Origin of the sequence: Glaciecola sp. XM2 (assembly GCF_018595715.1) — a bacterium.
GTDB lineage: Bacteria > Pseudomonadota > Gammaproteobacteria > Enterobacterales > Alteromonadaceae > Glaciecola.
The window spans coordinates 224,738-248,702 of the sequence record NZ_JAHEOJ010000028.1 but is presented as its reverse complement, the minus strand read 5'-3'; the positions used below and the strand labels follow the sequence as shown (position 1 = coordinate 248,702).

The following is a 23,965-nucleotide window of genomic DNA, read 5'->3' as shown; positions in this document are numbered from 1 at the left end:
TTAATATCAGAGCTTTCGGCGATGACCGGCTCAGGTGCTTCTGGCGCTTGAGGCGCCATCATTTCGTTAATGTCAGAGCTTTCGGCTATCACCGGACCAGGTGCTTCTGGCCCTTGAGGTGCCATCATTTCATTAATATCAGAGCTTTCGGTGATGACTGGCTCAGGCGCTGCGACCTCTTGTTGTTCAGGGACCGCAGGGGGAACAGACGTTAATGCTGCAATCAGGTCAGGTGTTTCAGATGCCATAATTAACTCAGCATCTTCAGTCAGCGTCGCGAGCGCTTTAAGGGATTCCGGCATATCAGTTGCCATCATTTCCTGCGCTCGCTCAGATGAGATGCTCTGTTTAGGTTCGGTTATTTCAGGGAGTGTGGCTTGCGCTAGCACGGCACTATCATCAGCTTTTGTAGCCTCAGTAGCATTCTCGGCTGCATTGTCAGCGTATGCCGAGCTAGTTAAAAAAATCGCTGTGATGACAAGTAATTTTTTAGAGATTACATACCAACTGTTCATGGATTCGATCCTGTCTTAAATGTGAGCCTTCAACATGGGCGCTTCAGTCCTTGCTCAAAAACTGACTGCTTAAAACAGCCTACTTGTCAGTAGTGCTGCTTACAAGGCAAAAACAGCGAAAGCAGGTGTGCAAAGAGGCTAATAAGTATTAATAAAAATAACTATTACTTACAAGCGCACCACGCGTTTACAGTCACACTTCAAGATAATCGAGTATTCCTTCAGCCGCTTTTCTGCCCTCGTCAATTGCCGTTACAACGAGATCCGAGCCTCTTACCATATCGCCACCTGCAAAGATTTTTGGATTGGACGTTTGAAAGGCAAAACGACCCGCAGCAGGTGCGCGAACTCTTCCCTTTTCATCCAAAATAATCCCTACATCGCCAAACCAACTGGCGGGACTTGGAGAAAACCCGAATGCTATAATAACGGCATCAGCTTCTAATACATGAGCAGAACCAGGTATTTCGACAGGTGTTCTTCTACCTGCTGCGTCAGGTGCACCCATTTCGGTGCGGACCATACGGACCCCAATTGCGTTGCCATTGTCGTCAACAGCAATATCAACAGGTTGCATGTTAAACTGGAATTCAACACCTTCCTCTCTTGCATTTACGACTTCTCTGCGCGAGCCAGGCATGCTTTCTTCATCTCTACGATAAGCACAAATTACAGAGGATGCGCCTTGTCGGATAGAAGTGCGGACGCAGTCCATAGTGGTGTCGCCACCGCCGAGTACGACCACTTTTTTCCCCTTCATATCGATGAAGTCTTCAGGGCGCTTTTCGATGCCCATTACGCGATTTGTGTTGGCAATAAGGAAGGGGAGGGCCTCATACACACCGTTTGCTTGCTCGTTGGCAAAGCCGCCTTGCATGGCTTTATATGTTCCCATGCCTAAGAAAACGGCTTCGTAATCTGCAAGTAGGGTTTGATAGCTAATGTCTTTACCCACTTCTACGTTTAATTTGAATTCAATGCCCATATCGGTAAAGATTTTTCGGCGCAATTGAATCACTTCTTTTTCGAGTTTGAATGACGGTATACCAAACGTTAATAGCCCGCCTATTTCCTCGTATTTGTCGAACACGACTGGCTTAACACCATTTCTAACAAGTACATCAGCACACGCTAGACCGGCGGGACCCGCGCCAATAATGGCGACTTTTTTGTCTGTCCAATCCACCCCTGACATATCAGGACGCCAGCCCATTTTAAAGGCGGTATCAGTAATATACTTTTCGATACTGCCGATGGTAACTGCGCCAAAATCATCGTTTAGGGTACATGCACCTTCACAAAGTCTATCTTGGGGACAAACCCGCCCGCACACTTCTGGCAAGCTATTGGTTTTGTGTGATAGTTCGGCCGCCTCAATGATTTTGCCTTCATTAGCAAGTTGTAACCACTGCGGAATATAATTATGTACCGGACACTTCCATTCGCAATAGGGGTTGCCGCAGTCAAGGCATCTGTCTGCTTGCCCAGCGGCTTGCGAAGGCGTCATCGGTTGATAAATTTCACCAAACTCTTCGGTACGCATAATAATCGGTTTTTTCGGAGGGTCGATACGTGCAACATCTACGAATTGATATACATTTTTAGCCATATTTACGTCTCTCCCATTATTGCGCTTGAATGCGCAATTCAGCGCTTGAACGGCTAATGTGGCCTAACAGATTTTTCACGTCGCTGGTTTTTGGTTTTACTAGCCTAAAGCGTTTAATCTCGTGGCCAAAGTCCGTTAGCATTCTAAGTGCATGTGCACTGCCGGTCGCTTCGTAGTGCTCGTTGATAAGTCCGCGCAAATGCTCTGACAAAATGACTTTATCTTCAATGCCTTGGATATCGACTAACTCATGATTGACACGGCGATGTATATCGTCAAACTCATCGTATAAGTAAGCAAACCCACCGGTCATACCTGCACCAAAGTTAACGCCTATACTGCCTAAAATGGCAACGATGCCGCCAGTCATATATTCACAACCATTGTCACCGACCCCTTCAACAACCGCAATCGCACCAGAGTTTCTGACAGCAAAGCGTTCACCGGCTCTGCCTGCGGCATAGAGTTTACCGCCGGTCGCGCCGTATAAGCAGGTGTTGCCCATAATCGCGCTGTTGTGAACATCAAAGGTTACTTTTGCGGGAGAATGCAAGATGAGCTTTCCGCCCGCCATGCCTTTACCTACATAATCATTCGCATCACCAATTAGACGCATCTCAAGACCACCGGCATTCCAAACACCGAAGCTTTGACCAATGGTGCCTGTAAGCGTTACTTGCACCGGTGTATCGTCAACGCCAGTGTTACCATACTTTCTTGCAATAAAGCCAGATAGCGTAGCACCTACAGAGCGGTCTGTATTGCGCACTGAATAGGCCAGTCTTATGCGTTTTTGAGATGTTACGGCTGTTTTAGCATCCTCAAGCATACGAGTATTTAATTCGCCTTTATCTATCGGCGAATTGGTTGTTTGCGAGCAAAATAGCTTGGTATGTGTGCCAGCTTGCGGTTTTTCCAGCAAAGGAGATAAGTCGAGTTTTGCTTGCTTGGCGGTCTGTCCGTCTAACAGTGTTAATAACTCAGTGCGGCCTACTAAATCTTCAAAGCGCTTAATACCCATCGTTGCCATGATCTCTCTCACTTCCTGAGCAACGAATTTGAAATAATTCATGACCATTTCTGGCAAGCCAATGAAGTAGTCCTCACGAAGCTTACTGTCTTGTGTTGCAACGCCTGTAGCGCAATTATTTAAATGACAAATGCGTAAATATTTGCATCCAAGGGCGACCATCGGGCCAGTGCCAAAGCCAAAGCTTTCTGCACCTAAAATACCGGCTTTAACGACATCTAAGCCAGTTTTCAAGCCACCGTCGGTTTGCACACGCACTTTGTGCCGTAAGCCGTTCTCAACGAGCGCTTGTTGGGTTTCGGCCAAACCAAGTTCGAACGGGCTTCCAGCGTATTTAACAGATGTGAGTGGACTGGCTCCCGTACCGCCATCGTAGCCAGATATCGTAATCAAGTCGGCATAGGCTTTAGCCACACCCGTTGCGATTGTGCCAACACCAGGTTCAGAGACTAACTTCACAGAAATCAACGCGTCTGGATTGACCTGCTTTAAGTCAAAAATCAGTTGGGCTAAATCTTCAATAGAGTAGATGTCGTGATGCGGTGGAGGCGAAATCAATGTCACCCCAGGCACTGAAAAGCGAAGTTCGGCGATATATTTATTCACTTTATCACCCGGCAGCTGTCCACCTTCGCCCGGCTTTGCACCTTGTGCTACCTTTATTTGAATAACGTTAGCATTAGTTAAATAATGCGGGGTAACGCCAAATCGGCCAGAAGCGACTTGTTTTATTTTTGAGTTTTTCTCAGTGTTAAAACGTTTAGGGTCTTCGCCACCTTCCCCTGAATTTGATTGACCACCTAAGCGATTCATAGCAATGGCGAGTGCTTCATGCGCTTCAGGGCTAAGTGCACCAATAGACATCGCAGCGGTGTCGAAACGAGGATACAAGCTCTCTGCGGTTTCTACTTCTTCGATATCGATAGGTGCAAGGTCACTTTGGATTTGCATTAAATCACGCAAGTGACTAGGAGAACGTTTGTTTACCAGTTCAGCGAAAACTTGATAATCGTCATAATTACCGCTGACAACTGCCTTTTGTAAGGTCGTTACAACGTCTGGGTTATAGGCGTGATATTCACCCCCATGCACAAACTTTAAAAGACCGCCGTGCGTAATCGTTTTGCGTTTAAGCCATGCAACACGTGAAGAGTTGACAATATCTTGCTCAAAATCTTCAAAGCCGGCACCTTGTATCCGACTCGGAACGCCCTTAAAGCAGAGTTCGACGACATCGGAATTTATGCCAACCGCTTCAAACAGTTTTGAGCTTCGATAACTTGCGACGGTGCTGATGCCCATTTTGGACATGATTTTGTAGAGGCCTTTATTGATCCCTTTGCGATAATTCAAGATGGCGTCAATGGGCGCAACATCTAAGTCGTTTTGCGAAACCAATTGTTCAATGGTCTCGTAAGCTAAAAATGGATAAACGGCGGTCGCACCTAAGCCGATTAACACTGCGAAATGGTGAGGATCACGGGCTGATGCCGTCTCCACAACAATGTTCGCATCACATCTAAGCTGAGACTCTACTAAGCGTTTTTGCACCGCGCCTACCGCCATAGCAGCAGGTATGGGAAGCGCGTCCTTTTGAATATTTCGGTCACTTAAAATAACAAAGGCTGCATTTTGTTCTCTAACGGCAGCTTCTGCTTCGTTACAAATTCGTATGACCGCGGCTTCAAGGCCTTCATCGAGATGATAGTTCAGTTCAATTTGCACATTATGATAGTGCTCAGAATTATACTCTTTAAGCTGCTTTAAATCGGTATAGACAAGCACGGGTGAATCAAACAAAACACGATGTGCATAACCACTCGTTTCGTTAAATACGTTTTGCTCTCTACCGATACAGGTTGCCAAAGACATAACATGGTTTTCGCGAAGCGAATCAATTGGAGGATTTGTGACTTGCGCAAACTGTTGGCGGAAATAGTCATAAAGCGTCCTATTTTTCGATGACATGACCGCCATCGGAGTGTCGTCTCCCATAGAGCCAACTGCTTCTTGCCCATCTTTTGCAAGTACTTTAATGATTTGCTGTATTTCTTCATAACTGTAGTTAAACAGTTTATGGTAGGTGGCCATTAAATTATCGTCGAACGCACGAGTACCAATCAGTGAGGCATCGCATTGCTCAATAGGCGCAAGACGTTTGATGTGTGACTTCAACCAGTCTGAGTAGGGGTGGCGAGCTTTGAGGTCTTCATCAATTTCATTTGAGCGCCAAATCTTCCCGGTATGAGTGTCAACAGCAAGCATTTCTCCAGGACCTACGCGGCCTTTTTCGATGACATCTTCTTGCTTGTAATCCCAAATGCCAATTTCAGATGCAAGGGTAATGAGTCCGTCATTGGTGATCACGTAACGAGCTGGCCGCAGACCATTTCGGTCCAAGTTACAGGCTACGTGTCTTCCGTTGGTCATTACAATACCTGCGGGACCATCCCATGGCTCCATATGCATAGAGTTAAACTCGTAAAATGCTCGTAAGTTAGGATCCATAGTGGAGTTGTTTTGATACGCGGGTGGCACTAACAATCTCATGGCTCTGAAGAGATCCATACCACCTGCTAAAAACAGCTCTAGCATGTTATCGAGTGAGCTTGAGTCTGACCCACTCGTATTAACAAATGGTGCGGCATCTTTCAAGTCTGGTATTAATGGTGTGGCAAATTTACAGGTGCGAGCAATCGCCCAGTCGCGGTTGCCTTTAATAGTATTGATTTCACCGTTGTGCGCCAAGAATCTAAATGGCTGTGCCAGGGGCCATTTAGGTAATGTATTGGTAGAAAAGCGTTGATGAAAAACGCATATTGAAGATTGTAAATCTGGGTCGGCAAGGTCAAGATAAAACGCCGCTAAGTCGCGCGGCATAACCAAGCCTTTATACACAGTGACGAATGTAGATAAACATGCAATATAAAAATCTTCATCTTCAGCAAGGAGCTTTTCAGCGCGACGACGGGCCATATATAAACGACGTTCAACATCTGGTAGTGACCAACCACTCGGTGCGTTTACAAATATTTGCTCAATTTGAGGGACGCCGGTTTTAGCCAGATCACCTAAGATGCTCTGGTCAGTAGGGACTTCACGCCACCCGACAACAATGAGCATCTCACGCTCAAGTTCTTGATTAAGTACTTTCCTAGCGGCGCTTGCTTTTATTGGGTCTTGATTAAGAAAAACCATGCCCACGGCATAGTTTTGATTAAGTGACCATTGCTGCTGAAGCGCAATTTTTCTAAAAAAGGTGTCAGGCTTTTGCAGCAAGAGTCCACAACCGTCACCGGTCTTTCCGTCTGATGCGACACCACCTCGGTGTTGCATCCTATCGAGTCCTTCGATAGCGGTTAGCACAAGCTTGTGACTGGATTCACCCTGAATGTTAGCAATTAAGCCAAATCCACAATTATCCTTAGAATCACTTTCATGATATAGACCCATTTTGCACTCCTAAATACTGTAAAGCCCGCCACTGACGAGTCTGTGCGATTGCGCAAACCTATAATTTTATGCCGCGTTGTATGCCACTTTCGTTTGCTGTGTGCTGATGGTTTTTTTAGGGGCGCTATGGATGCGCTTTAACCATCAATTTTTTTGTTTTTTTCATCGCGGGTCGCTGACGTTACCTATTTCTATGGCGAAAAGCAATTATCACCAGCATTAATGTTAGTATTCATAAAATAAATAAACATTAAACATCTGAAATATAATGTATTTATTACGGCAAGAAAATACGACAAAAGGTGTAAATTTTGCGCCACATTTTTGTTTTTATTAAGGTGTTTGTATCAGAGCCAGGGTTCCCGGTGGCAGTGCAAGGGGCTGAGGCAGGTAATTAGACCGCTGACAACAGCAAATATGCTGATGTGAGTAATCTATTGTCGTTACCACCTTGTTTTGTCAATTCTTGGTAGCATACCCACAATTTCACTTCTTAAGATGCGTTTAATTAATGCCAATCAAAACTCTCTCTGGCTCTTGGGCAATCAAGTTTGCTCAATTTGTGGATAAAGTCGGTACGCTTAAAGTCAGTATCCTTTTTGTTGTTTTTACATTGTTGTTTACAGTATTCGGTTCATACGTCATACGTCTTGGCCTTGGAAGCGAGATTGAATTGGCAGACATCATAAGCCCACTTATACTTACTTTGATCAGCGCCCCATTTTTGGTGTACTTTTTCAGTGAGTTGGTTCAGGAGTTAGAGCATTCTCGAATTAATCTAGAAGAAGCGGTTTCACAATTAGAGCGTTTAAGGCGTCACGACGTAATCTTAAACCGTGAACTTCAAAACAATATTCGACAGCTTAATTACGAGATTGAACAGCGAAAAAACGCTCAGCTAGAGCGTGAGACGATGTTCTCTGAACTTGAGCAACAAATTAAGGAAAAATCCGAACAGGAGTTGCAAGCAAGAAGACTATCAACGCTGACCCGATCTATTATCGATGCATCACCTGACCTGATTTATTATCGAAATGAAGAGGGTAAATTTGCAGGATGCAACAAAGTGGCAGAAGAGCTGACCGGAAAGTCAGAAGAAGAGTTGCTCGGGTTAACCCCACACGAGGTGTACGATGAGGAGCTTGCCCGTCAAGTGGCGGCCTCAGATCATGAAGTACTAGAGCGTAATGCGGCAATTACCGAAGAGTTATGGTTACGTTTTGCTGACGGGCGCCGTCGTTTTTTTGAGATGCAGAAAGTACCATTTTACGATAATGATGGTCATCGTCTAGGCTTGTTGGCCTTTGGCCGTGATATGACCGAGCGTAAGCAGTCGCAAGTGGCCATTGAGCAGGCAAGTAAAGACAAAACGCAATTTATCGCCACAATCTCCCATGAGCTACGCACGCCGCTTAACGGGATTGTTGGCTTAAGCCGTATGCTGCGCGATACCTCTCTGTCTTCTGAGCAGTTTGAGTGGGTGAGCACTATTTATGCAAGCGCAATCACGCTAGGAAATATCTTTAACGACATTATCGACCTTGATAAGTTGGATAGAGACAAGGTTGAAATTCAACTTAAAACCGTCACTACCACCGCCTTTGTGAATGAGATAGCAAGCATCATTAAATTGCTTGCTGCAGACAAAAACCTGCGTTTCCACTCCCAAATTATTGAGCCGGTTCCAGCGGCGTTTGAGGCCGATGGCACACGCCTTCGCCAGGTGCTATGGAACATGCTGTTTAACGCTGTCAAATTCACACCTAAAGGCTCGGTATCTTTAACCATGTCATCAACGCAAACCAGTAAAACGACTGCCGATATTCGCTTTACCATTCAAGACACCGGTATTGGTATTCAAAAGTCTGAATTGGACAAAATTTTTGCCATGTATTATCAAGTCCAGAGGGATGATTTTCAGTCTGCAACGGGCACAGGCATCGGCCTCGCTATCTGTAAACAGATGGTAGATAAGATGGGAGGCGATATTCAGGTAAACAGCGAGCTCAACCAAGGAACGTGTTTTGAAATTACGCTGCCGGTGCAAATCTCTGAAGACCGGGTCAATCTTGAAGAGCTTAAAGTATCTAACTTGAATATTTTGTTGGTAGAAGATATTGAGTTGAATGTCATGGTTGCTAAAGCCTTGTTAGAAAAATTGGGCCAGCATGTCAGTGTAGCGATGACGGGTCAGCAGGCTATCGATATGGTACGCAAAGAAACCTTTGACCTTATATTGCTTGATATCCAGCTACCAGATATGACAGGGTTTGATGTTGCTCGCACGCTGCTTGATGAGGACTTGGTATTGCAAACGCCGATAGTTGCGCTCACCGCAAATGTGATCAAAAAGCGAGAGGAATATCTGCAAAACGGTATGGATGACATTATTGCAAAGCCAATTAAGAAAAGTCGCGTTATTCAAGTATTCAACGAGTTATTTGCCAGCGCCGAAGGTCAGCCCGCTAGCATCGCTGCACCAGAGCATAATGAGGCAGTCAAAATACACAAGCAAGCACCAACGGTCTTAGATTCAGAGCTTTTGACCATGTTGATTGAAACCATTGGGACGTCGATGGTTGAAGCGAGTTTAGCAGTATTCAAAGACAAAATTCCTGAGTATATGGAAATCATGAAGGTGGCATTAGCGGCGCAAGATAAAGACGAAGTCTGCTCTCAAGCTCACAAAATTAAGGGCGCGGCTGGTTCAGTGGGACTATCGAGGGTGCAAAGTGCCGCCAATCATATTCAGCAAGGCGACCACCCAGCATGGTGGGAAAATGTGCACGATTGGATGGAGCAGTTAGATATGGCCTTAGAGCAAGACGTGCCTGAGCTTGTGCAATGGCTAAGCGATAATGAGATAGACGACTAGCCCATCTCGTTACTATTAAATTAAGAATAAGGTAGCGGTGCCTAAAAAGGCGAAAATACCGACTACATCTGTAATGGTAGTCAAGATAACACTGCCCGCAAGGGCTGGGTCAATTTTAAGTCGCTTCATAATGATGGGTAAGGTCGCGCCGGCGAGTCCTGCTGCTATCATGTTCATCATCATGGCAAAAGCAATCACAGCACCAAGCATATAGTCTTGCTTCCAGATGGCAATGACAGATGCTATTAACACGGCCCAAATAATGCCATTCAAAAAGCCAACGGCTAATTCTTTGCGTACTAGCCATACGGCATTACTGCCGGTAACATGACCTAGCGCCATGCCTCGAATCACTAAGGTTAAGGTTTGATTGCCTGCAACGCCGCCCATGCTTGGCACAATCGTATTGAGGATGGCAAGCACCGCTAGTTGGCTGAGCGTAGATTCAAATAAATCACTTACTGCTGCTGCCAACAATGCCGTAACAAGATTAACGCCCAGCCATACTGAGCGGCGCTTAGTACTCTGACCAATAGGCGCGAAGGTATCCTCTTCATCATCTAGACCGGCCATGCTCATCATCGAGTGCTCAGCATCTTCGCGGATGATATCAACCACATCATCAATGGTGATACGGCCTACTAACTTGTGTTCTTCGTCAACGACCGGTGCAGAAAGCCAATTGTAGCGTTCAAACATGCTCGCCACTTCATCATCTGGCGCATTTGCTGGAATCGCTTCTGGCTCATCATCCATGATTTCAGCGACGGAGACTTCTGGGTTTGAAGTCAACAAACTAGCCAACGATACTGTGCCGATGAGAATGTCTTGGCGATTGACAACATAGAGGGTGTCGGTGTTTTCGGGCAATTCTGTCTTAAGTCGCAAATAACGGATGACCACATCTATACTGACATCCGGACGCAAGGTGATGGTGTCGGTGTTCATTATGAAACCGGCTGTTTCTTCACCATACGATAATGCTTTTTCTGCTCTTACCCTGTCTTGAGTGTCCATAGATTTAAGGATACTTTGCAACACATCATCGGGGAGACTGCTGAGAGTCTCCGCCAAGTCATCTGTGTCCATGTCTTCAAGGGCATCAACGACATTCGCGGGCACCATTTTGGTAATAATCCCGTTACGAACATCTTCAGATAACTCCTCTAGAACATCACCATGAAAATCTGCATCGAGAAGACGCCATAGTTCATCACGGGTTTTGGTGGGGGAGGATTCAAGCAGCAGCGCCACGTCACTTGCGGGCAAATCGAGTAGCAATCTTCTTACGCGCACGAACGCACCTGCATTCAAGAATCGGTTTATTGATTCGAGGCGTTCGGTCGTATTACTTAACTCTATTGCTTCAGACATGGACACTCCGTAGCACGCTATAAAGATAAAGGCGTTAACTACCACATGCTTTGATTATATCACTTAGTGCGTGACAATTATGTGATAGCTTGATTTTATTGAATTTATTATAAACTACTTATGTTAGCCTTGTGCCTGGTAAGTTATTCACTTTCATCAAATTTGTTTTGGATGAGTTCTGTGATAGCGTCCATCGCAGCTGTGGCGTCGTCCCCAGAACAATGGACATCCACGGTTTTTCCCTGACCGCTTTCTAGCATCATTAGCGCTAGTACACTGTTAGCAGGGGCCGAATTCTCGCCTTGTGTGAGCATAATTTCAGCGTCAAATTGGTTTGCCAACTGCACTAGTTTAGTGGCGGCTCTCGCATGTAAGCCAAGCTTGTTGATTATCGTCAGTGACCGATGAATTTGATTCGCTTGGGCCATACATTTTACCCTAGGTTGGCTCAGCGTTTTTGCTGATGCGTTTTAATTCACGATGTTTGACCTGCACGTCGCCATGTGTTGCTTTAAAGCTTTCTGCCAAACTTTGCGCAACAAACACACTGCGGTGTTGTCCTCCTGTGCATCCAATGGCGATGGTGACATAACTGCGATTGTTTCTTTCCAGGTGAGGAAGCCAAGTAGTGATTAAGTTTTGTACTTGCCAAATAAATTTCATGACCAGCGGTTGGCCGGCTAGGAATATTTCCACTGGTCCGTCCAAGCCGTTAAGCGGTCTTAAATCTGGATCCCAATGTGGATTAGGTAAAAAGCGCACATCAAATACATAGTCAGCATCTTTTGGAATACCATATTTAAATCCGAATGACTCAAACAATATGACTAGATCGGTACTCTTTTTCCCTAGCACGCGCTCTCTGATTAACTCTGCTAGGTCATGCACTGATAGTTGGTCGGTGTTAATGGTTAGGTCGGCGCGCTCAGCAACCGGGACAAGAATTTCTCGTTCTGAAGCAATCGCATCAATCAAAGAGTTTGACTGCTTAAACAAAGGGTGCAGGCGACGGGTTTCACTATAGCGCTTAATCAACACATCATCACTAGCATCTAGGTATATAATGGTGATGTCCCATACTCGTGGCAAATACTCCAATATTTCGGAAATTTCTTGCTCGGCTTTAGGCATATTCCTGACATCGATGCTCACTGCGACCAAATCGTTTTCATCAGCAACAGCGTGGGTGAGTGTAGGGAGTAAGTTTACGGGAATATTATCAACGCAGTAGTAACCTAAATCTTCTAGTGAGCGCAGCGCAATCGACTTTCCTGAGCCCGAACGGCCACTAATAATCAACAGCTTCATCCTTGGTTCCTATTTGGTTACGATGGTATTGAACAATTATGCGAGTGCGGCAACAATTTCTTTTTTATTTTCTGCGCTTCTTATAGCTTTTACAATTTCTTTATCACTTAATTTACGTGCAATGCCGGCTAATGCCTTTAAATGCGTATCCGCTTCGTCATTGGGCACCAAAATCGCAAAAAAGATATCAACTGGTTTGCCATCTATTGCATCAAACTCAATTGGCTCGTCACTTGTTACTATCACCGCCATAATATGCTCTAAGCCTTTAATCCGCCCGTGTGGTATCGCAATTCCGTTACCAATGCCGGTGCTACCCAATTTCTCTCTGTTGATCAGACTACTTAACACCTCATCTTGGTTGAGTCGTGGGTTTTGCTTAAGCGCAATTTCGGTAATAACTTCAAAGATTCTTTTTTTGCTGTAACACTCAACCGAACATTGCGTGCGGTCGAGTGAAATGATGTCAGAAATTATCATAGTATTTTACGTTAGTGCCTTCTGAGCTTTTCTTTGTGCTTAATCACTTGGCGATCAAGTTTGTCGATAAGCGAGTCAATTGCCGCATACATATCGGTATGCTCAGCATTTGCGAATACTTCACCACCGTTTAGATGCAGTGTCGCTTCGGCTTTTTGATTAAGTTTTTCGATATTTAAAATAACGTGGACATTATTGATGTGATCGAAGTGTCTCTCGAGTTTCTCAAATTTGGTGTCGACATAACTGCGCAATGAATCGGTGATTTCTACATGATGACCAGTAAGGTTAATTTGCATAGTGCGTAGTCCTCTTGTTGCGTCTAAAGTAGACTTTTTCGTTGATTAGAAGGGGGAATATTCAAGGATTCCCGGTATTTTGCAATTGTCCGTCGAGCAACTTGAATACCTTGCTCGGCGAGCACTTGCGCAATTTTGCTATCGCTTAGTGGTTTATGCGCTGGCTCCGCTGATACCATTTTCTTGATAAAAGCTCGTATCGCCGTAGACGAACAGTTTTCACCTGATTCGGTGGCAACATGGCTTGAAAAGAAATACTTCAGTTCAAAAATGCCTCGTGGCGTATGCATATATTTTTGTGTCGTCACACGTGAGATGGTTGATTCATGCATGTCTACCATTTCAGCTACATCGTTGAGCACCATAGGAATCATTTTCTCTGGGCCTTTTTCAAAAAACTCTCTTTGCTTTGATACGATGCAATGCGATACCTTCAGTAAGGTTTCGTTACGACTCTCTAAGCTTTTAATAAACCATTTCGCCTCTTGTAAATGAGACTTTATAAATTGAGAATCGTTCGGATTTTTAGAGGTTTTTCCTAAGCTTGCATACGTTTCGTTAACAGACAAAGCCGGTAACGCATCGTTGTTCAGTTCCACCGTCCATACGCCATTCTTTTTATATACGTTAACATCGGGAATGACATACTCAGGTTCTTTTGTGGAAATAGCGCTGCCGGGACGCGGATTGAGCGTTTTCAACAGTCGCATAACTTCACGAAGCTGGTCTTCTTTGAGCCGAGTTTTGCGCATCAACGTTCGATAGTCTTTGCTGCTGAGTAAATCGGAATGCTCTTTTATCAGCGCTCGAGCTTCTTCTATCCATGGTGTATTTTCATCAAATTGCTTTAGCTGCACGAGCAAGCATTCTTGCACTGAGCGAGCGCCGGCACCCACGGGGTCGAACATTTGGATGCGTTTGAGCACACACTCAACTTCGTCAAGCTCAATATCTTCATTGTCGAGACTATCAAGAATGTCTTCACATGTGGTTGTTAGGTAGCCTGAGTCATCGATAGAGTCAATAATGGCAATTGCTATGGAGCGGTCATTGTCAGAGAAGTGAGTCAGTTCCATTTGCCACATTAAATGGTCTTGAATGGAGTCGCTGGTTTCTCCTTGAAATACGTAATCATCGTCAGGATTGCTGCCGACCATGCGAATGGGGGCAGAACTCGAACCAAGATATTCTTCCCATGAGCTATCTAGCGGAAGGTCGTCCGGAATATCGTTCTTTTCGAGGGCATCGTGACTGTCTACATTATCTGAGCTCGATAAATCTGTGTCGTTATCAGAATTACTTAGTCTAGAAGCATCTGTATCTTTTTCGCCTTTGCTTTGCTCGTTTTGCCCTTGTTCATTATCTGAAAAATCTTGTTCCAACATTTCTAGCAACGGATTGGATTCAAGGGCTTCTTGAATTTCCTGCTGAAGGTCAATGGTTGAAAGTTGCAATAGCTTAATCGCCTGCTGCAATTGAGGCGTCATGGTAAGCTGTTGACTAAACTTAAGCTGTAACGAGGGTTTCATTCACTTCCTTTGGCTAACACTAGGCAATCTCACATCTTGATTGTATGCCTAAAGCGAAAATTGTTCACCTAAATAAACATCGCGAACGGTTTGATTAGCAAGTACCTCTTCGGCGCTGCCTGATGCGATGAGTTCACCATGGCTAACAATGTAGGCAACTTCGCAGACATCTAGCGTTTCTTTTACATTATGGTCTGTAATCAAAATTCCGATACCGCGTTCTTTCAATTGATACACTATCTTCTTTATATCATTCACAGAAATTGGGTCAACACCTGCAAAGGGTTCATCGAGCAAAATAAATTTTGGATTTGCCGCTAGCGCTCTGGCGATTTCAACACGTCGGCGCTCGCCACCTGACAAGCTCATGCCAAGATTATTTCTAATATGATTAATATTGAAATCATCAAGTAGTTCATCTGCTTGCTGTTCTTGTTGATTCTTACTTAATTCTTTGCGGGTTTGCAAGATAGCCATTAAATTTTCATACACCGTCAGCTTTCTAAAAATAGACGCCTCTTGTGGCAAATAGCCGATACCATGCCTTGCTCGCTCATGCATTGGTTGAATCGTTATGTCGAGCTGATCAATTTGTATTTCGCCTTTATCCAGCGGAACCAAACCTACAATCATGTAAAAAGTCGTGGTTTTACCAGCCCCATTAGGGCCAAGCAGGCCAACGATTTGGCCAGTGGATACCTCAATGCTTACATCGCGTACAACCTGCCTAGACTTGTAGGATTTGGCAAGGTGCTTTGCAGTTAATGTACTGCTCACGGTTGAACCTCTGGAGGTTGCTCTTGCTGCTTTTCTTGCTCGCTCTTCTCTGGCGTTGAAAATGAGCCTGGGCTTATTACCGTTGTGACTGAATTATCACTGTCATCGCTGGTAGATGCTAAAATTTGTTCTTTACTCATGTCAAAGACAATGGCATCACCGGTTACGCGCACACCATCTTGGGTGATTAAGGCATTTCCTTTTAACGATATTGTACGGGTCGACACGTCATACGTAATCTGATTGGCACTCGCTTGCACCATGGTGCCGTCGTCTTTACGTTGCTGGTAACTTGACGGTTGGCCAGATGCCATAATAATTTCTCTGCCAGGACCATTTGCTGCATCTATTTCTACGCGGTCAGCTAAAAGCTCAAGGCTGCCCTGGCGGATTGTCACGTTCTCGGTAAATATAGATGTTTTGTTTATGCCATCTAAAGCCTGGTCTCTAGAACGCAAGGTGACGGGCAAAGTAAAATCCGTGCTGATGGTCGAGGTAGATGCATCTGCCGGATTTGTTGATGCTTGTTCGGCTGTAGAGGCTTGCACAACAGGTTGCGCATTTTGAGCGCCTTGCTCAGAAACCATCTCTGAAGCGCTACTCGACTGCGATGGAGCCTGCAATAAGGTCGGGCTCATGTGTGCCCATGCATCGCTTGTTAGCATCAATAAAGTGCTAGCGCTCAACAGCGGGATAAAAAATCGTTTGTACATGTTCTTTAAACTCGTATTGTTGTGTGGTTAGGTTGCCAATTAAACCTAAGCTTGTCACAAGATAATCTGGCCCGGCTATCGTTACTAATTGGTCAGATTGCAGTGTTTTGTTTTGCAAATTAATTTCTATATATTCAGTTGTTATCTCTGTGACAAAGTCTTGTGTACGAAGATTCACAATTCTGACATTTTTTTCTAATTGTATACGATTATTGTTATAAAGGGTGCCTTCACTTGCGGTTAGTCGCCAAGGTTCACCATCATCTAAATAAAGCGTATAAACGGGCATGTCGAATACAGCGAACCCGAGTTCTTCATAATGCTCCATTTTGTCGGCAGCCACTTCGTGACTCAATTTGCCCGATTTATCATACAGTTTACTGTTGAGTTTTATTGCCTTGTAGTTTGGAATTAATGGAGATGTGGAAGGCGCGCTGCTTTGCTCGTCGTCCCCACTAAACAATATCGACAAATATAGTAACACTACCGCGGTGAATATGAAGGTTAAGCTGTAGCTGGTGCGGCTCAAAGGCTTGCACCATGGATATATTCAAGCTGGCCTTTTGATTGCAATATCAAATCACAGAACTCTCTGACCGCTCCGCGCCCGCCTTTGTTCTTGGTAACAAAATTTGCCTGCTGAAGTAACTGTGGGTGCGCATCTTGAACCGCGACTTTAACAGCACTTAACGCAAAGAGGCCTGCGTCGGGCATATCATCACCAACGCTTGCCACTTCTTTGGGCGAGAGGCCGCATTCTTTCATGAGTGTTTGAAGTGCTTGTTGCTTGTCTTCTTCGCCTTGGATAATGAACTTGGCATTGAGAGCTTGCATGCGGTTTTGTACGATGGATGAGGTGCGCCCTGTGATTACAGCGACATCTACACCGCATGCGGCAACGGCCTTGATGCCATAGCCATCTTTTGTGTTAAACGCTTTAAACTCTTCGTTATTGTTGCCTAAATAGATGAGGCCGTCTGACAACACACCATCTACGTCTAAAACGAGCAGTTTGAGATGCTTGCACGCCTCATAGATATCTTGAGAGACAGGGCCATACAAGCTTTCGATTGTGCTCATCAGACAACCCCTGCACGAAGAAGCATGTGCATGCTTAATGCACCTACTGGAATATTCTTTTGGTCAGTCACAATCAATGCATTGATGCGTTTTTCTTGCATTAGGTTTAATGCATCAATAGCGAGGCTATCTGCACGAAGACTGATACCTCCTGGGGTCATAACGTCTCGAACAGATGTTTGATGTACATCTATTTTCTTATCAAACGTGCGTCGTAAATCACCGTCGGTATATATCCCTATCATCACGCCCTGATCAACAATGGCCGTCATTCCTAATCCTTTGCTCGACATTTCCATTAGCGCGCTACTTAGCGTCGCAAGGGCATCGACAATGGGAATCTCATCACCACCGACCATAATATCTTCAACTTTTAACAGCAGGCGCTTGCCAAGTGCTCCGCCGGGGTGAGAAAAAGCAAAGTCTTGTGCCGTAAAACCTTTTGCTTCTAACAAGGCTATCGCAATAGCGTCCCCTAGCACCAAGGTGGCTGTGGTACTTGTTGTCGGCGCAAGCCCCAACGAGCAAGCTTCTTTTGAAACGTTGAGCCACAAATTAATGTCTGCAAATGCTGATAAACTACTTTGTGCTTTATTGGTTACTGCAATGATTGGGATGCCGAGCCTTTTTACCGCCGGCATCAGGCCGACAAGTTCCGATGTTTCGCCAGAATTTGAAATGGCGATGAGCACATCGTCTTTGCTGAGCATGCCGAAGTCGCCATGATTAGCTTCCCCAGGATGCATGAAGAACGACGGGGTGCCGGTACTAGCGAGGGTGGCGGCTATTTTATTGCCGATATGGCCTGATTTACCCATGCCAGATACAACCACCTTGCCCTTGCAACTAATGAGTACATCACATGCCTTGGAAAAATTAGCATCCAAGGACGATTGTAGGTGGCTCAGCGCATTAATTTGGTTGCTGAAGGTCCGATTTGCAGAATCTAAATACGTCATAACTATGTAAAAATTACTACCTGATAGGCCAAGAATATCGCGACAAAGATACCCCCTTCTATTCGGGAGATATTTCTTGAGCCGCTAAGATTAAAGCAGAACACAAACAATAACACTGTTAGGCCTAGCATGACCAGAGAGTCTCGCCCAGCGGCATTAATATCTATCATCCCTGGCGCAATAAGACCGGGCATGGCTAGCACTGCTAGTAAGTTAAATATGTTAGAGCCAATAATATTACCTAAGGCTAAATCGTCTTCGCCCTTCATTACACCTGCGATACTTGCTGCAAGTTCAGGTAAGCTTGTACCAATCGCGATAATGGTAAGTCCAATGACCAATTCGCTGATACCTAGGTCGACGGCAATTTTCACCGCAGACTCAACAAGAAAATGCGCGCTTAAAGGCAACATGATTAGGCCCGCGATTACCCAAAAAACGGCAGTAGACGTGGCTACCCCATCGGGCAACTCGGTTTCAGTTTCAGCAATGAGCGGATCGTTTTTGTCTACTTTAAACGATAACAGTGCCATTCCGGCAATGACGAGAACAAAAAGCGTGATTAGCACGATGCCTTCTACACGTGACAAAAAGCTATCATCAATGAAATACACAGCTAAAAGCGTAATCAGCAACAGTACTGGTAACTCTCGTTTAAGTGTTGTAGAGGATACAATTAAAGGCTTGATTAAAGCCGTTATGCCAAGTACCAAGGCAATGTTGGTGATGTTTGAACCAATTGCGTTACCCACGGCCGTATCAGGGTTGCCGTCAAACGAGGCAGTTGCTGAAACGACAATTTCGGGGGCAGAAGAGCCCATCGCAACAATGGTCAATCCAATCATCATAGGCGATACGCCTATGTTTTTTGCTAAAGCAGATGCGCCATAAACAAAGCGATCCGCACTCCAGCTAAGCGCCACGAGACCGATTATAAAAATGACTAAGTTTATTACCACGAGGTTCTTCTTCTATTAATAACGTTCATATTGTCTCAAATTGCGTGCCTCAATCATAATGAATTTCATCAGAAATAAGCTATAACTATAAAATACATTATTTCTTACGTTTTTATTCAGCATTACGGCTTGAAAAAAGTTAAAATAATACGATATCCCGCTCATGATATTTTTACGCCTCCAAATTTGGCTAAAATTATGCATAAAAGGTTAGGGTTTAAGTGCGCAAATCTCATTTGCATGAAGCAAAATTAATGATCAATAGCAGTGTAGTCTTTGTATTTAACGGAACTTAATCAGGAGTTGTTGCGTCTTTAGAACGTGATAAATAAATAAGAAACAAATGTCAAAACCCATTATACAAATTGAAAATATGCAGTTTAGTCGCGGAGACAGAGTGATATATGAAGATATATCGCTGAATGTCGAGACGGGTAAACTTACTGCTATAATGGGTCCTAGTGGTATTGGCAAAACGACCCTGTTAAAACTGATTGGCGCCCAATTAACCCCTAGCAGCGGTAGCGTGCTATTTCAGGGAACCAATGTTCATACGATTTCACGTACCAAACTCTATGAGTTGCGCAGAAAGATGAGCATGTTGTTTCAAAGCGGCGCGTTGTTTACCAATATGTCGGTGTACGACAATGTCGCTTTTCCGCTACGCGAGCATACCGAGCTAGACGAAGATATTATTCGCACGATAGTGTTATTAAAATTAGAAGCGGTAGGTTTGCGCGGAGCAGCTGAGCTTCAGCCAAGTGAATTATCCGGCGGCATGGCACGCAGAGCAGCCCTAGCGAGAGCGATTGCGCTAGACCCAGAGCTTATCATGTACGATGAGCCTTTCGCTGGCCAAGACCCAATCTCAATGGGGGTGTTAGTAAAGCTCATAAAAGCACTGAGCAAAGCACTAAATCTCACATCCATCGTCGTCACCCATGATGTAACTGAGGTTCTAAGTATTGCTGATTATGTATATATATTGGCGAACAAACGCATTATTGGACAAGGTACCCCAGCAGAAATTAAGCAGTCAGACTCGGAGCTGGTACAGCAGTTTTTACAAGGCACCGCAGATGGCCCGGTCCCATTTCATTTTCCAGCGCAAAACATTGCGGATAGCTTTTTAGGGACAGCCAAGTGAATTTTCTTCAAAATCTCGGCCGAAGCACAATAAACAAAGTCACCGCAGTGGGTGCTTCGAGCATCATGTTGTTTGGCGCGTTGTTTGCCTTTCCTATCTGGAAAAATGTTCGCCTTACTATTCAGCAAATGTACGTGGTGGGGGTGCAATCCCTATTAATTATCATGGTGTCTGGTCTTTTCATCGGGATGGTAATGGCCCTTCAGGGATATACGATACTGGTTAACTATGGCGCTGAAGGAAGTTTAGGTCCTATGGTTGCTTTATCCATCCTAAGGGAGCTCGGGCCAGTCGTTACCGCTTTACTATTTGCGGGTCGAGCAGGCAGTGCACTTACCGCTGAAATCGGACTAATGAAAGCTACCGAGCAGCTGAGTTCGCTAGAGATGATGGCGGTAGACCCTCTTAGACGAGTTATTTCTCCAAGGTTTTGGGCTGGTGTGATAAGCATGCCCATGTTAGCCCTTATCTTTTCCGCTATTGGCATATTGGGTGGCCACCTTGTAGGGGTCGATTGGCTTGGCGTTGATGCCGGCAGCTATTGGTCAATCATGCAAGCTACAGTCGAGTGGGAAAAGGACGTTGTTAATGGCGTTATCAAAAGCATCGTATTTGCGTTGGTTGTTGTATGGATAGCGCTTTATAAAGGCTACTCATGTATTCCAACGTCTGAAGGTATTAGTAAGGCGACCACCGAGACGGTCGTGTTCTCATCATTATCAATTTTGGGTCTTGATTTCATATTAACCGCTTTAATGTTTGGCATCAGTTAGGAAAAAGAATGATCAACAAACGTACAGAACTTTTAGTCGGCTTGTTTGTAGCCTTAGCCATAGCAGCAGCGTTGTTACTCGCGTTACAGGTTGCTAATCAGGGGATGGCGGGCAGTGGGGAGGTATACAAACTGACTGCGCGCTTTGACAATATTGGTGGCTTAAAACCACGCTCGTCAGTGAAAGTCGGTGGTGTGGTAGTTGGTCGAGTATCAAGAATATATTTAGATGAACAAGAATTGATTCCGATGGTCGAACTTGAGATATCAGAGGAATATGGACTGACGTTCCCTGATACCAGTAGTTTATCAATCTTAACTTCTGGTTTGTTAGGCGAGCAGTTTATTGGCTTACAACCGGGTTTTATATTCCCAGAAGATCTTGTCATGATTGAGGAAGATAAAGTATGTGAGACCGATACGCTGCTTGATTGTCCTTATTTAACGGACGGTGAAGAAGTACTCGATACCAAGTCTGCTCTAGTGCTCGAGGACTTAATTGGACAATTTTTATTCAATCAAGGTGAGGAATAAATGATGAGGCATTCAACAATGAAAAATACCCTTGTTAAATATGTAGGGATGATCACTTTATTTGTGCTCACTAGTGCGACGGTGAATGCTCAAGAAGCAGCGCAGCTCGTCAGTAAAGAAGACCCTTATGATATGGTGCAAAATGTTGCTTCAAAGACCTTTGATAGAATCAAAGCGCAACAACAACTTATTTCCCAAGACCCTGAAGTCCTGCGGTTAATCATGGAAGAGGAGTTAATGCCCTACATTGATTATCGTTTTTCAGCATATAAAGTGCTAGGTAAGTATTCTCGCGGTGCTGATAAGAAAGATTTATTAGAATTCATTACCGTGTTCAGACAGTATCTTATTACAAGCTACGCAGTCGCTATGGGATATTACGATAACCAAATAGTGGAGTTTGAGCCCGAAAGAGACTTTACAGACCGCAATGATGTGACGGTTCGAGCGGTCATCAAAGATGACGTACGCCCAGATATAAAAGTGGCGTTTAAAGTCAGAAAGGACCGTCGCAGCGGAGAATGGGAAGCATATGATATGATTGCTGAAGGAATTAGTTTGTTATCTAGTAAGCAAAGCGAGTTCGAAAGCATTCTTCGTAAAGACGGCATTCAGGAAGTGATCAAGCAAATGCGCGCAAGTATCAATCAGCCGATCCAATTGAACAACGACAGCCAGACTGCTGCTCAATAATGAAAGTAGTCATTAAAACGGTGGACCAAGAGGTTCACGTGGATGTAGTGGGTGAACTCAATAGAACCACATTAACCAAAAATTTTTGGGATGGTTGCGATGCCCAGCAAAAGAAAAGTATCGCTGGGGCATTAAGGGTTGAGATCGATCTTAATAAGATTGAGCATGCTGATACCTCAGGTTTAGCATGGCTGCTCAATGCAATACGTGATATCCCACTAGAAAATGAAAAAATCAGTGTTTGCAATATACCTCAGAAGTTACTCGACCTAGCAAAACTCAGTAATGCAGATGAATTATTAAGTCCAAAAGAGAAAGCTCATGACCAATGAAGAAGTCGCGGCATTAGTAAAAGATGCGATAAACGCGCAAGAAGTGATCGTAAAAAGTGAAGGGACACATTATCAAGTGATTGCAATTGATGATATGTTTGACTCTATCTCGCGTGTAAAAAGGCAACAAATGATTTATGCCCCCTTATCTGAAAAGATTTCAGATGGTACCATTCATGCGGTATCAATAAAAACCTTCTCAACAGCACAGTGGCAAAGAGAAAAACTTTTCAACTAATACAACCCATTAAGGTTACCTGTGGACAAACTGGTCATTAAAAAGAGCCCTGCATTAAAGGGCTCTGTTCGTATATCTGGCGCAAAGAACGCGGCACTTCCTGTTCTAATTTCCAGTCTGTTAGCGGACTCAGCCTGCACATTTACGAATGTGCCTAACCTAAGAGACATCAACACTACGTTGTTGTTGCTAAAAGACTTAGGTGCAACGACAAACCAAACTAATAGCGATACGGTTGAAATCGATGCGAGCCAACTTGAAAGCGTAACGGCGTCTTATGAATTAGTTAGAACGATGCGGGCCTCTATTTTGGTGCTCGGTCCTTTGCTTGCTAAACATGGACGAGCCAATGTATCTCTGCCAGGCGGTTGCGCAATTGGCGCACGTCCTGTGAATCTGCACTTGTCTGGTTTAGAAAAGATGGGCGCTAAAATTGATGTAGAAGAAGGATATATAAGAGCGTCTGTAAGCGGTCGCCTGACTGGTGCACGCATCTTCATGGACATGGTAAGCGTAGGGGCAACTGAAAACTTGATGATGGCCGCTGCTCTCGCCGAAGGCACGACGATCATTGAAAACGCTGCGCGTGAGCCAGAAATTGTGGATTTAGCCAATTGCTTAAATGCCATGGGTGCGAAAGTGCAGGGTGCGGGGACAGACAAGGTCACTATTGTTGGGGTAGAAAAGCTTCATGGCTGCCATTACAGCGTACTACCAGACCGAATTGAAACTGGCACATTTTTGGTTGCAGCTGCCATTACGCGCGGAAGTATTCGGTGTGAAAACGCCGCGCCAGACACACTAGATGCGGTCATCAGCAAGCTCGAACAAGCCGGCGCAGAAATTAAAACCGGTGATGATTGGATTGAGCTTGATATGCACGGCAAACAAGCAAAAGCAGTATCTCTAAAAACGATGCCCCATCCTGGCTTCCCTACTGATATGCAAGCGCAGTTTGTGACACTAAATGTATTGGCGCAAGGCTCTGGTGTCATTACAGAAACGATTTTTGAAAATCGCTTCATGCATGTTCCAGAACTGCAAAGAATGGGCGCTGATATTGATCTAGAAGGAAACAGCGCACTGACGCCAGGAGATAGTGAATTACGAGGTGCTCAAGTCATGGCCACTGATTTACGAGCATCGGCAAGCCTTGTAATTGCAGGGCTAGTGGCAGAGGGTGAAACTACGGTAAATAGAATTTATCACTTAGATCGTGGCTACGAACAAATTGAACACAAATTGAGAAATTTAGGCGCAAACATCGAGCGGGTTTCGTAACAGGAAAT

The 23,965-nt window shown here is 44.7% G+C and carries 23 protein-coding genes; 8 read left to right on the top strand and 15 right to left on the bottom strand.

What is annotated here, in order from left to right:
- The 3 genes from KJ365_RS16555 to gltB form a co-directional block, all read right to left on the bottom strand.
- On the bottom strand, positions 1-515 hold a 515-nt coding region (locus KJ365_RS16555), incomplete at its 3' end, for a hypothetical protein (protein ID WP_214452782.1).
- A gap of 193 nt (positions 516-708) precedes the next feature.
- Positions 709-2,124, bottom strand: coding sequence for a glutamate synthase small subunit GltD family protein (locus KJ365_RS16550; protein WP_214452781.1), 1,416 nt, complete (start codon positions 2,122-2,124; stop codon positions 709-711).
- Between the two features lie 16 nt (positions 2,125-2,140).
- Positions 2,141-6,607, bottom strand: coding sequence for a glutamate synthase large subunit (gene gltB, locus KJ365_RS16545; RefSeq protein ID WP_214452780.1), 4,467 nt, complete (start codon positions 6,605-6,607; stop codon positions 2,141-2,143).
- A 511-nt stretch (positions 6,608-7,118) separates the two neighbouring features.
- On the opposite strand from gltB, the gene arcB reads away from it, so the two are divergent.
- On the top strand, positions 7,119-9,482 hold the full coding sequence (arcB, locus tag KJ365_RS16540) for an aerobic respiration two-component sensor histidine kinase ArcB (protein WP_214452779.1): 2,364 nt from the start codon (positions 7,119-7,121) through the stop codon (positions 9,480-9,482).
- Positions 9,483-9,497: 15 nt separating this feature from the next.
- On the opposite strand, the gene mgtE is transcribed toward arcB, so the two are convergent.
- From mgtE to KJ365_RS16480, 12 genes are all read right to left on the bottom strand, one after another.
- On the bottom strand, positions 9,498-10,856 hold the full coding sequence (mgtE, locus tag KJ365_RS16535) for a magnesium transporter (protein WP_214452778.1): 1,359 nt from the start codon (positions 10,854-10,856) through the stop codon (positions 9,498-9,500).
- A 143-nt stretch (positions 10,857-10,999) separates the two neighbouring features.
- Complete coding sequence (locus KJ365_RS16530; protein ID WP_214452777.1) at positions 11,000-11,284, bottom strand: HPr family phosphocarrier protein; 285 nt, start codon at positions 11,282-11,284, stop codon at positions 11,000-11,002.
- A 10-nt stretch (positions 11,285-11,294) separates the two neighbouring features.
- A complete protein-coding gene (gene rapZ, locus KJ365_RS16525; protein ID WP_214452776.1) occupies positions 11,295-12,164 on the bottom strand; it encodes an RNase adapter RapZ in 870 nt (289 codons plus the stop codon).
- 36 nt (positions 12,165-12,200) lie between these two features.
- Positions 12,201-12,644 (bottom strand): PTS IIA-like nitrogen regulatory protein PtsN, encoded by a 444-nt coding sequence (gene ptsN / locus KJ365_RS16520; RefSeq protein ID WP_214452775.1) that lies wholly within the window; start codon positions 12,642-12,644, stop codon positions 12,201-12,203.
- 11 nt (positions 12,645-12,655) lie between these two features.
- A complete protein-coding gene (hpf, locus tag KJ365_RS16515) occupies positions 12,656-12,943 on the bottom strand; it encodes a ribosome hibernation promoting factor (RefSeq protein ID WP_214452774.1) in 288 nt (95 codons plus the stop codon).
- Positions 12,944-12,966: 23 nt separating this feature from the next.
- Positions 12,967-14,472 (bottom strand): RNA polymerase factor sigma-54, encoded by a 1,506-nt coding sequence (locus KJ365_RS16510; protein WP_214452773.1) that lies wholly within the window; start codon positions 14,470-14,472, stop codon positions 12,967-12,969.
- A 48-nt stretch (positions 14,473-14,520) separates the two neighbouring features.
- Positions 14,521-15,249 carry an LPS export ABC transporter ATP-binding protein gene (gene lptB, locus KJ365_RS16505; RefSeq protein WP_214452772.1) on the bottom strand — a complete coding sequence of 243 codons (729 nt, stop codon included), beginning with the start codon at positions 15,247-15,249 and terminating at the stop codon, positions 14,521-14,523.
- Entirely contained in the window at positions 15,246-15,962 is a 717-nt protein-coding gene (gene lptA / locus KJ365_RS16500; protein WP_250884299.1) for a lipopolysaccharide transport periplasmic protein LptA, read from the bottom strand. The genes lptB and lptA overlap by 4 nt, the downstream gene beginning before the upstream one ends.
- Positions 15,925-16,491 carry an LPS export ABC transporter periplasmic protein LptC gene (lptC, locus tag KJ365_RS16495; RefSeq protein WP_214452771.1) on the bottom strand — a complete coding sequence of 189 codons (567 nt, stop codon included), beginning with the start codon at positions 16,489-16,491 and terminating at the stop codon, positions 15,925-15,927. Before lptC ends, lptA begins: the two co-directional genes overlap by 38 nt.
- Positions 16,488-17,042, bottom strand: coding sequence for a 3-deoxy-manno-octulosonate-8-phosphatase KdsC (kdsC, locus tag KJ365_RS16490; protein WP_214452770.1), 555 nt, complete (start codon positions 17,040-17,042; stop codon positions 16,488-16,490). The genes lptC and kdsC overlap by 4 nt, the downstream gene beginning before the upstream one ends.
- Positions 17,042-18,001: a KpsF/GutQ family sugar-phosphate isomerase gene (locus tag KJ365_RS16485; protein ID WP_214452769.1), complete on the bottom strand. Its 960-nt coding sequence runs from the start codon at positions 17,999-18,001 to the stop codon at positions 17,042-17,044. Before KJ365_RS16485 ends, kdsC begins: the two co-directional genes overlap by 1 nt.
- A 2-nt stretch (positions 18,002-18,003) precedes the next feature.
- Positions 18,004-18,960 carry a calcium/sodium antiporter gene (locus tag KJ365_RS16480; RefSeq protein WP_214452768.1) on the bottom strand — a complete coding sequence of 319 codons (957 nt, stop codon included), beginning with the start codon at positions 18,958-18,960 and terminating at the stop codon, positions 18,004-18,006.
- A 343-nt stretch (positions 18,961-19,303) separates the two neighbouring features.
- Here KJ365_RS16480 and KJ365_RS16475 point away from each other — a divergent pair, with 343 nt between their 5' ends.
- From KJ365_RS16475 to murA, 7 genes are read left to right on the top strand one after another with little or no spacing between them, the layout of a single operon-like run.
- Positions 19,304-20,107 (top strand): ATP-binding cassette domain-containing protein, encoded by an 804-nt coding sequence (locus KJ365_RS16475; RefSeq protein ID WP_214452767.1) that lies wholly within the window; start codon positions 19,304-19,306, stop codon positions 20,105-20,107.
- Positions 20,104-20,880, top strand: coding sequence for a lipid asymmetry maintenance ABC transporter permease subunit MlaE (mlaE, locus tag KJ365_RS16470; protein WP_214452766.1), 777 nt, complete (start codon positions 20,104-20,106; stop codon positions 20,878-20,880). The genes KJ365_RS16475 and mlaE overlap by 4 nt, the downstream gene beginning before the upstream one ends.
- A gap of 8 nt (positions 20,881-20,888) precedes the next feature.
- The gene (mlaD, locus tag KJ365_RS16465; protein WP_214452765.1) at positions 20,889-21,413 is read left to right on the top strand and encodes an outer membrane lipid asymmetry maintenance protein MlaD; all 525 of its coding nucleotides are present in this window, start codon (positions 20,889-20,891) and stop codon (positions 21,411-21,413) included.
- A gap of 18 nt (positions 21,414-21,431) precedes the next feature.
- The gene (locus KJ365_RS16460) at positions 21,432-22,106 is read left to right on the top strand and encodes an MlaC/ttg2D family ABC transporter substrate-binding protein (protein ID WP_250884298.1); all 675 of its coding nucleotides are present in this window, start codon (positions 21,432-21,434) and stop codon (positions 22,104-22,106) included.
- Positions 22,106-22,438, top strand: a complete 333-nt coding sequence (locus tag KJ365_RS16455; RefSeq protein WP_214452763.1) for an STAS domain-containing protein — start codon at positions 22,106-22,108, stop codon at positions 22,436-22,438. The genes KJ365_RS16460 and KJ365_RS16455 overlap by 1 nt, the downstream gene beginning before the upstream one ends.
- The gene (locus KJ365_RS16450) at positions 22,428-22,676 is read left to right on the top strand and encodes a BolA family protein (protein WP_214452762.1); all 249 of its coding nucleotides are present in this window, start codon (positions 22,428-22,430) and stop codon (positions 22,674-22,676) included. The genes KJ365_RS16455 and KJ365_RS16450 overlap by 11 nt, the downstream gene beginning before the upstream one ends.
- Before the next feature lie 21 nt (positions 22,677-22,697).
- A complete protein-coding gene (gene murA, locus KJ365_RS16445) occupies positions 22,698-23,957 on the top strand; it encodes a UDP-N-acetylglucosamine 1-carboxyvinyltransferase (protein WP_214452761.1) in 1,260 nt (419 codons plus the stop codon).
- Positions 23,958-23,965 lie beyond the last annotated feature (8 nt).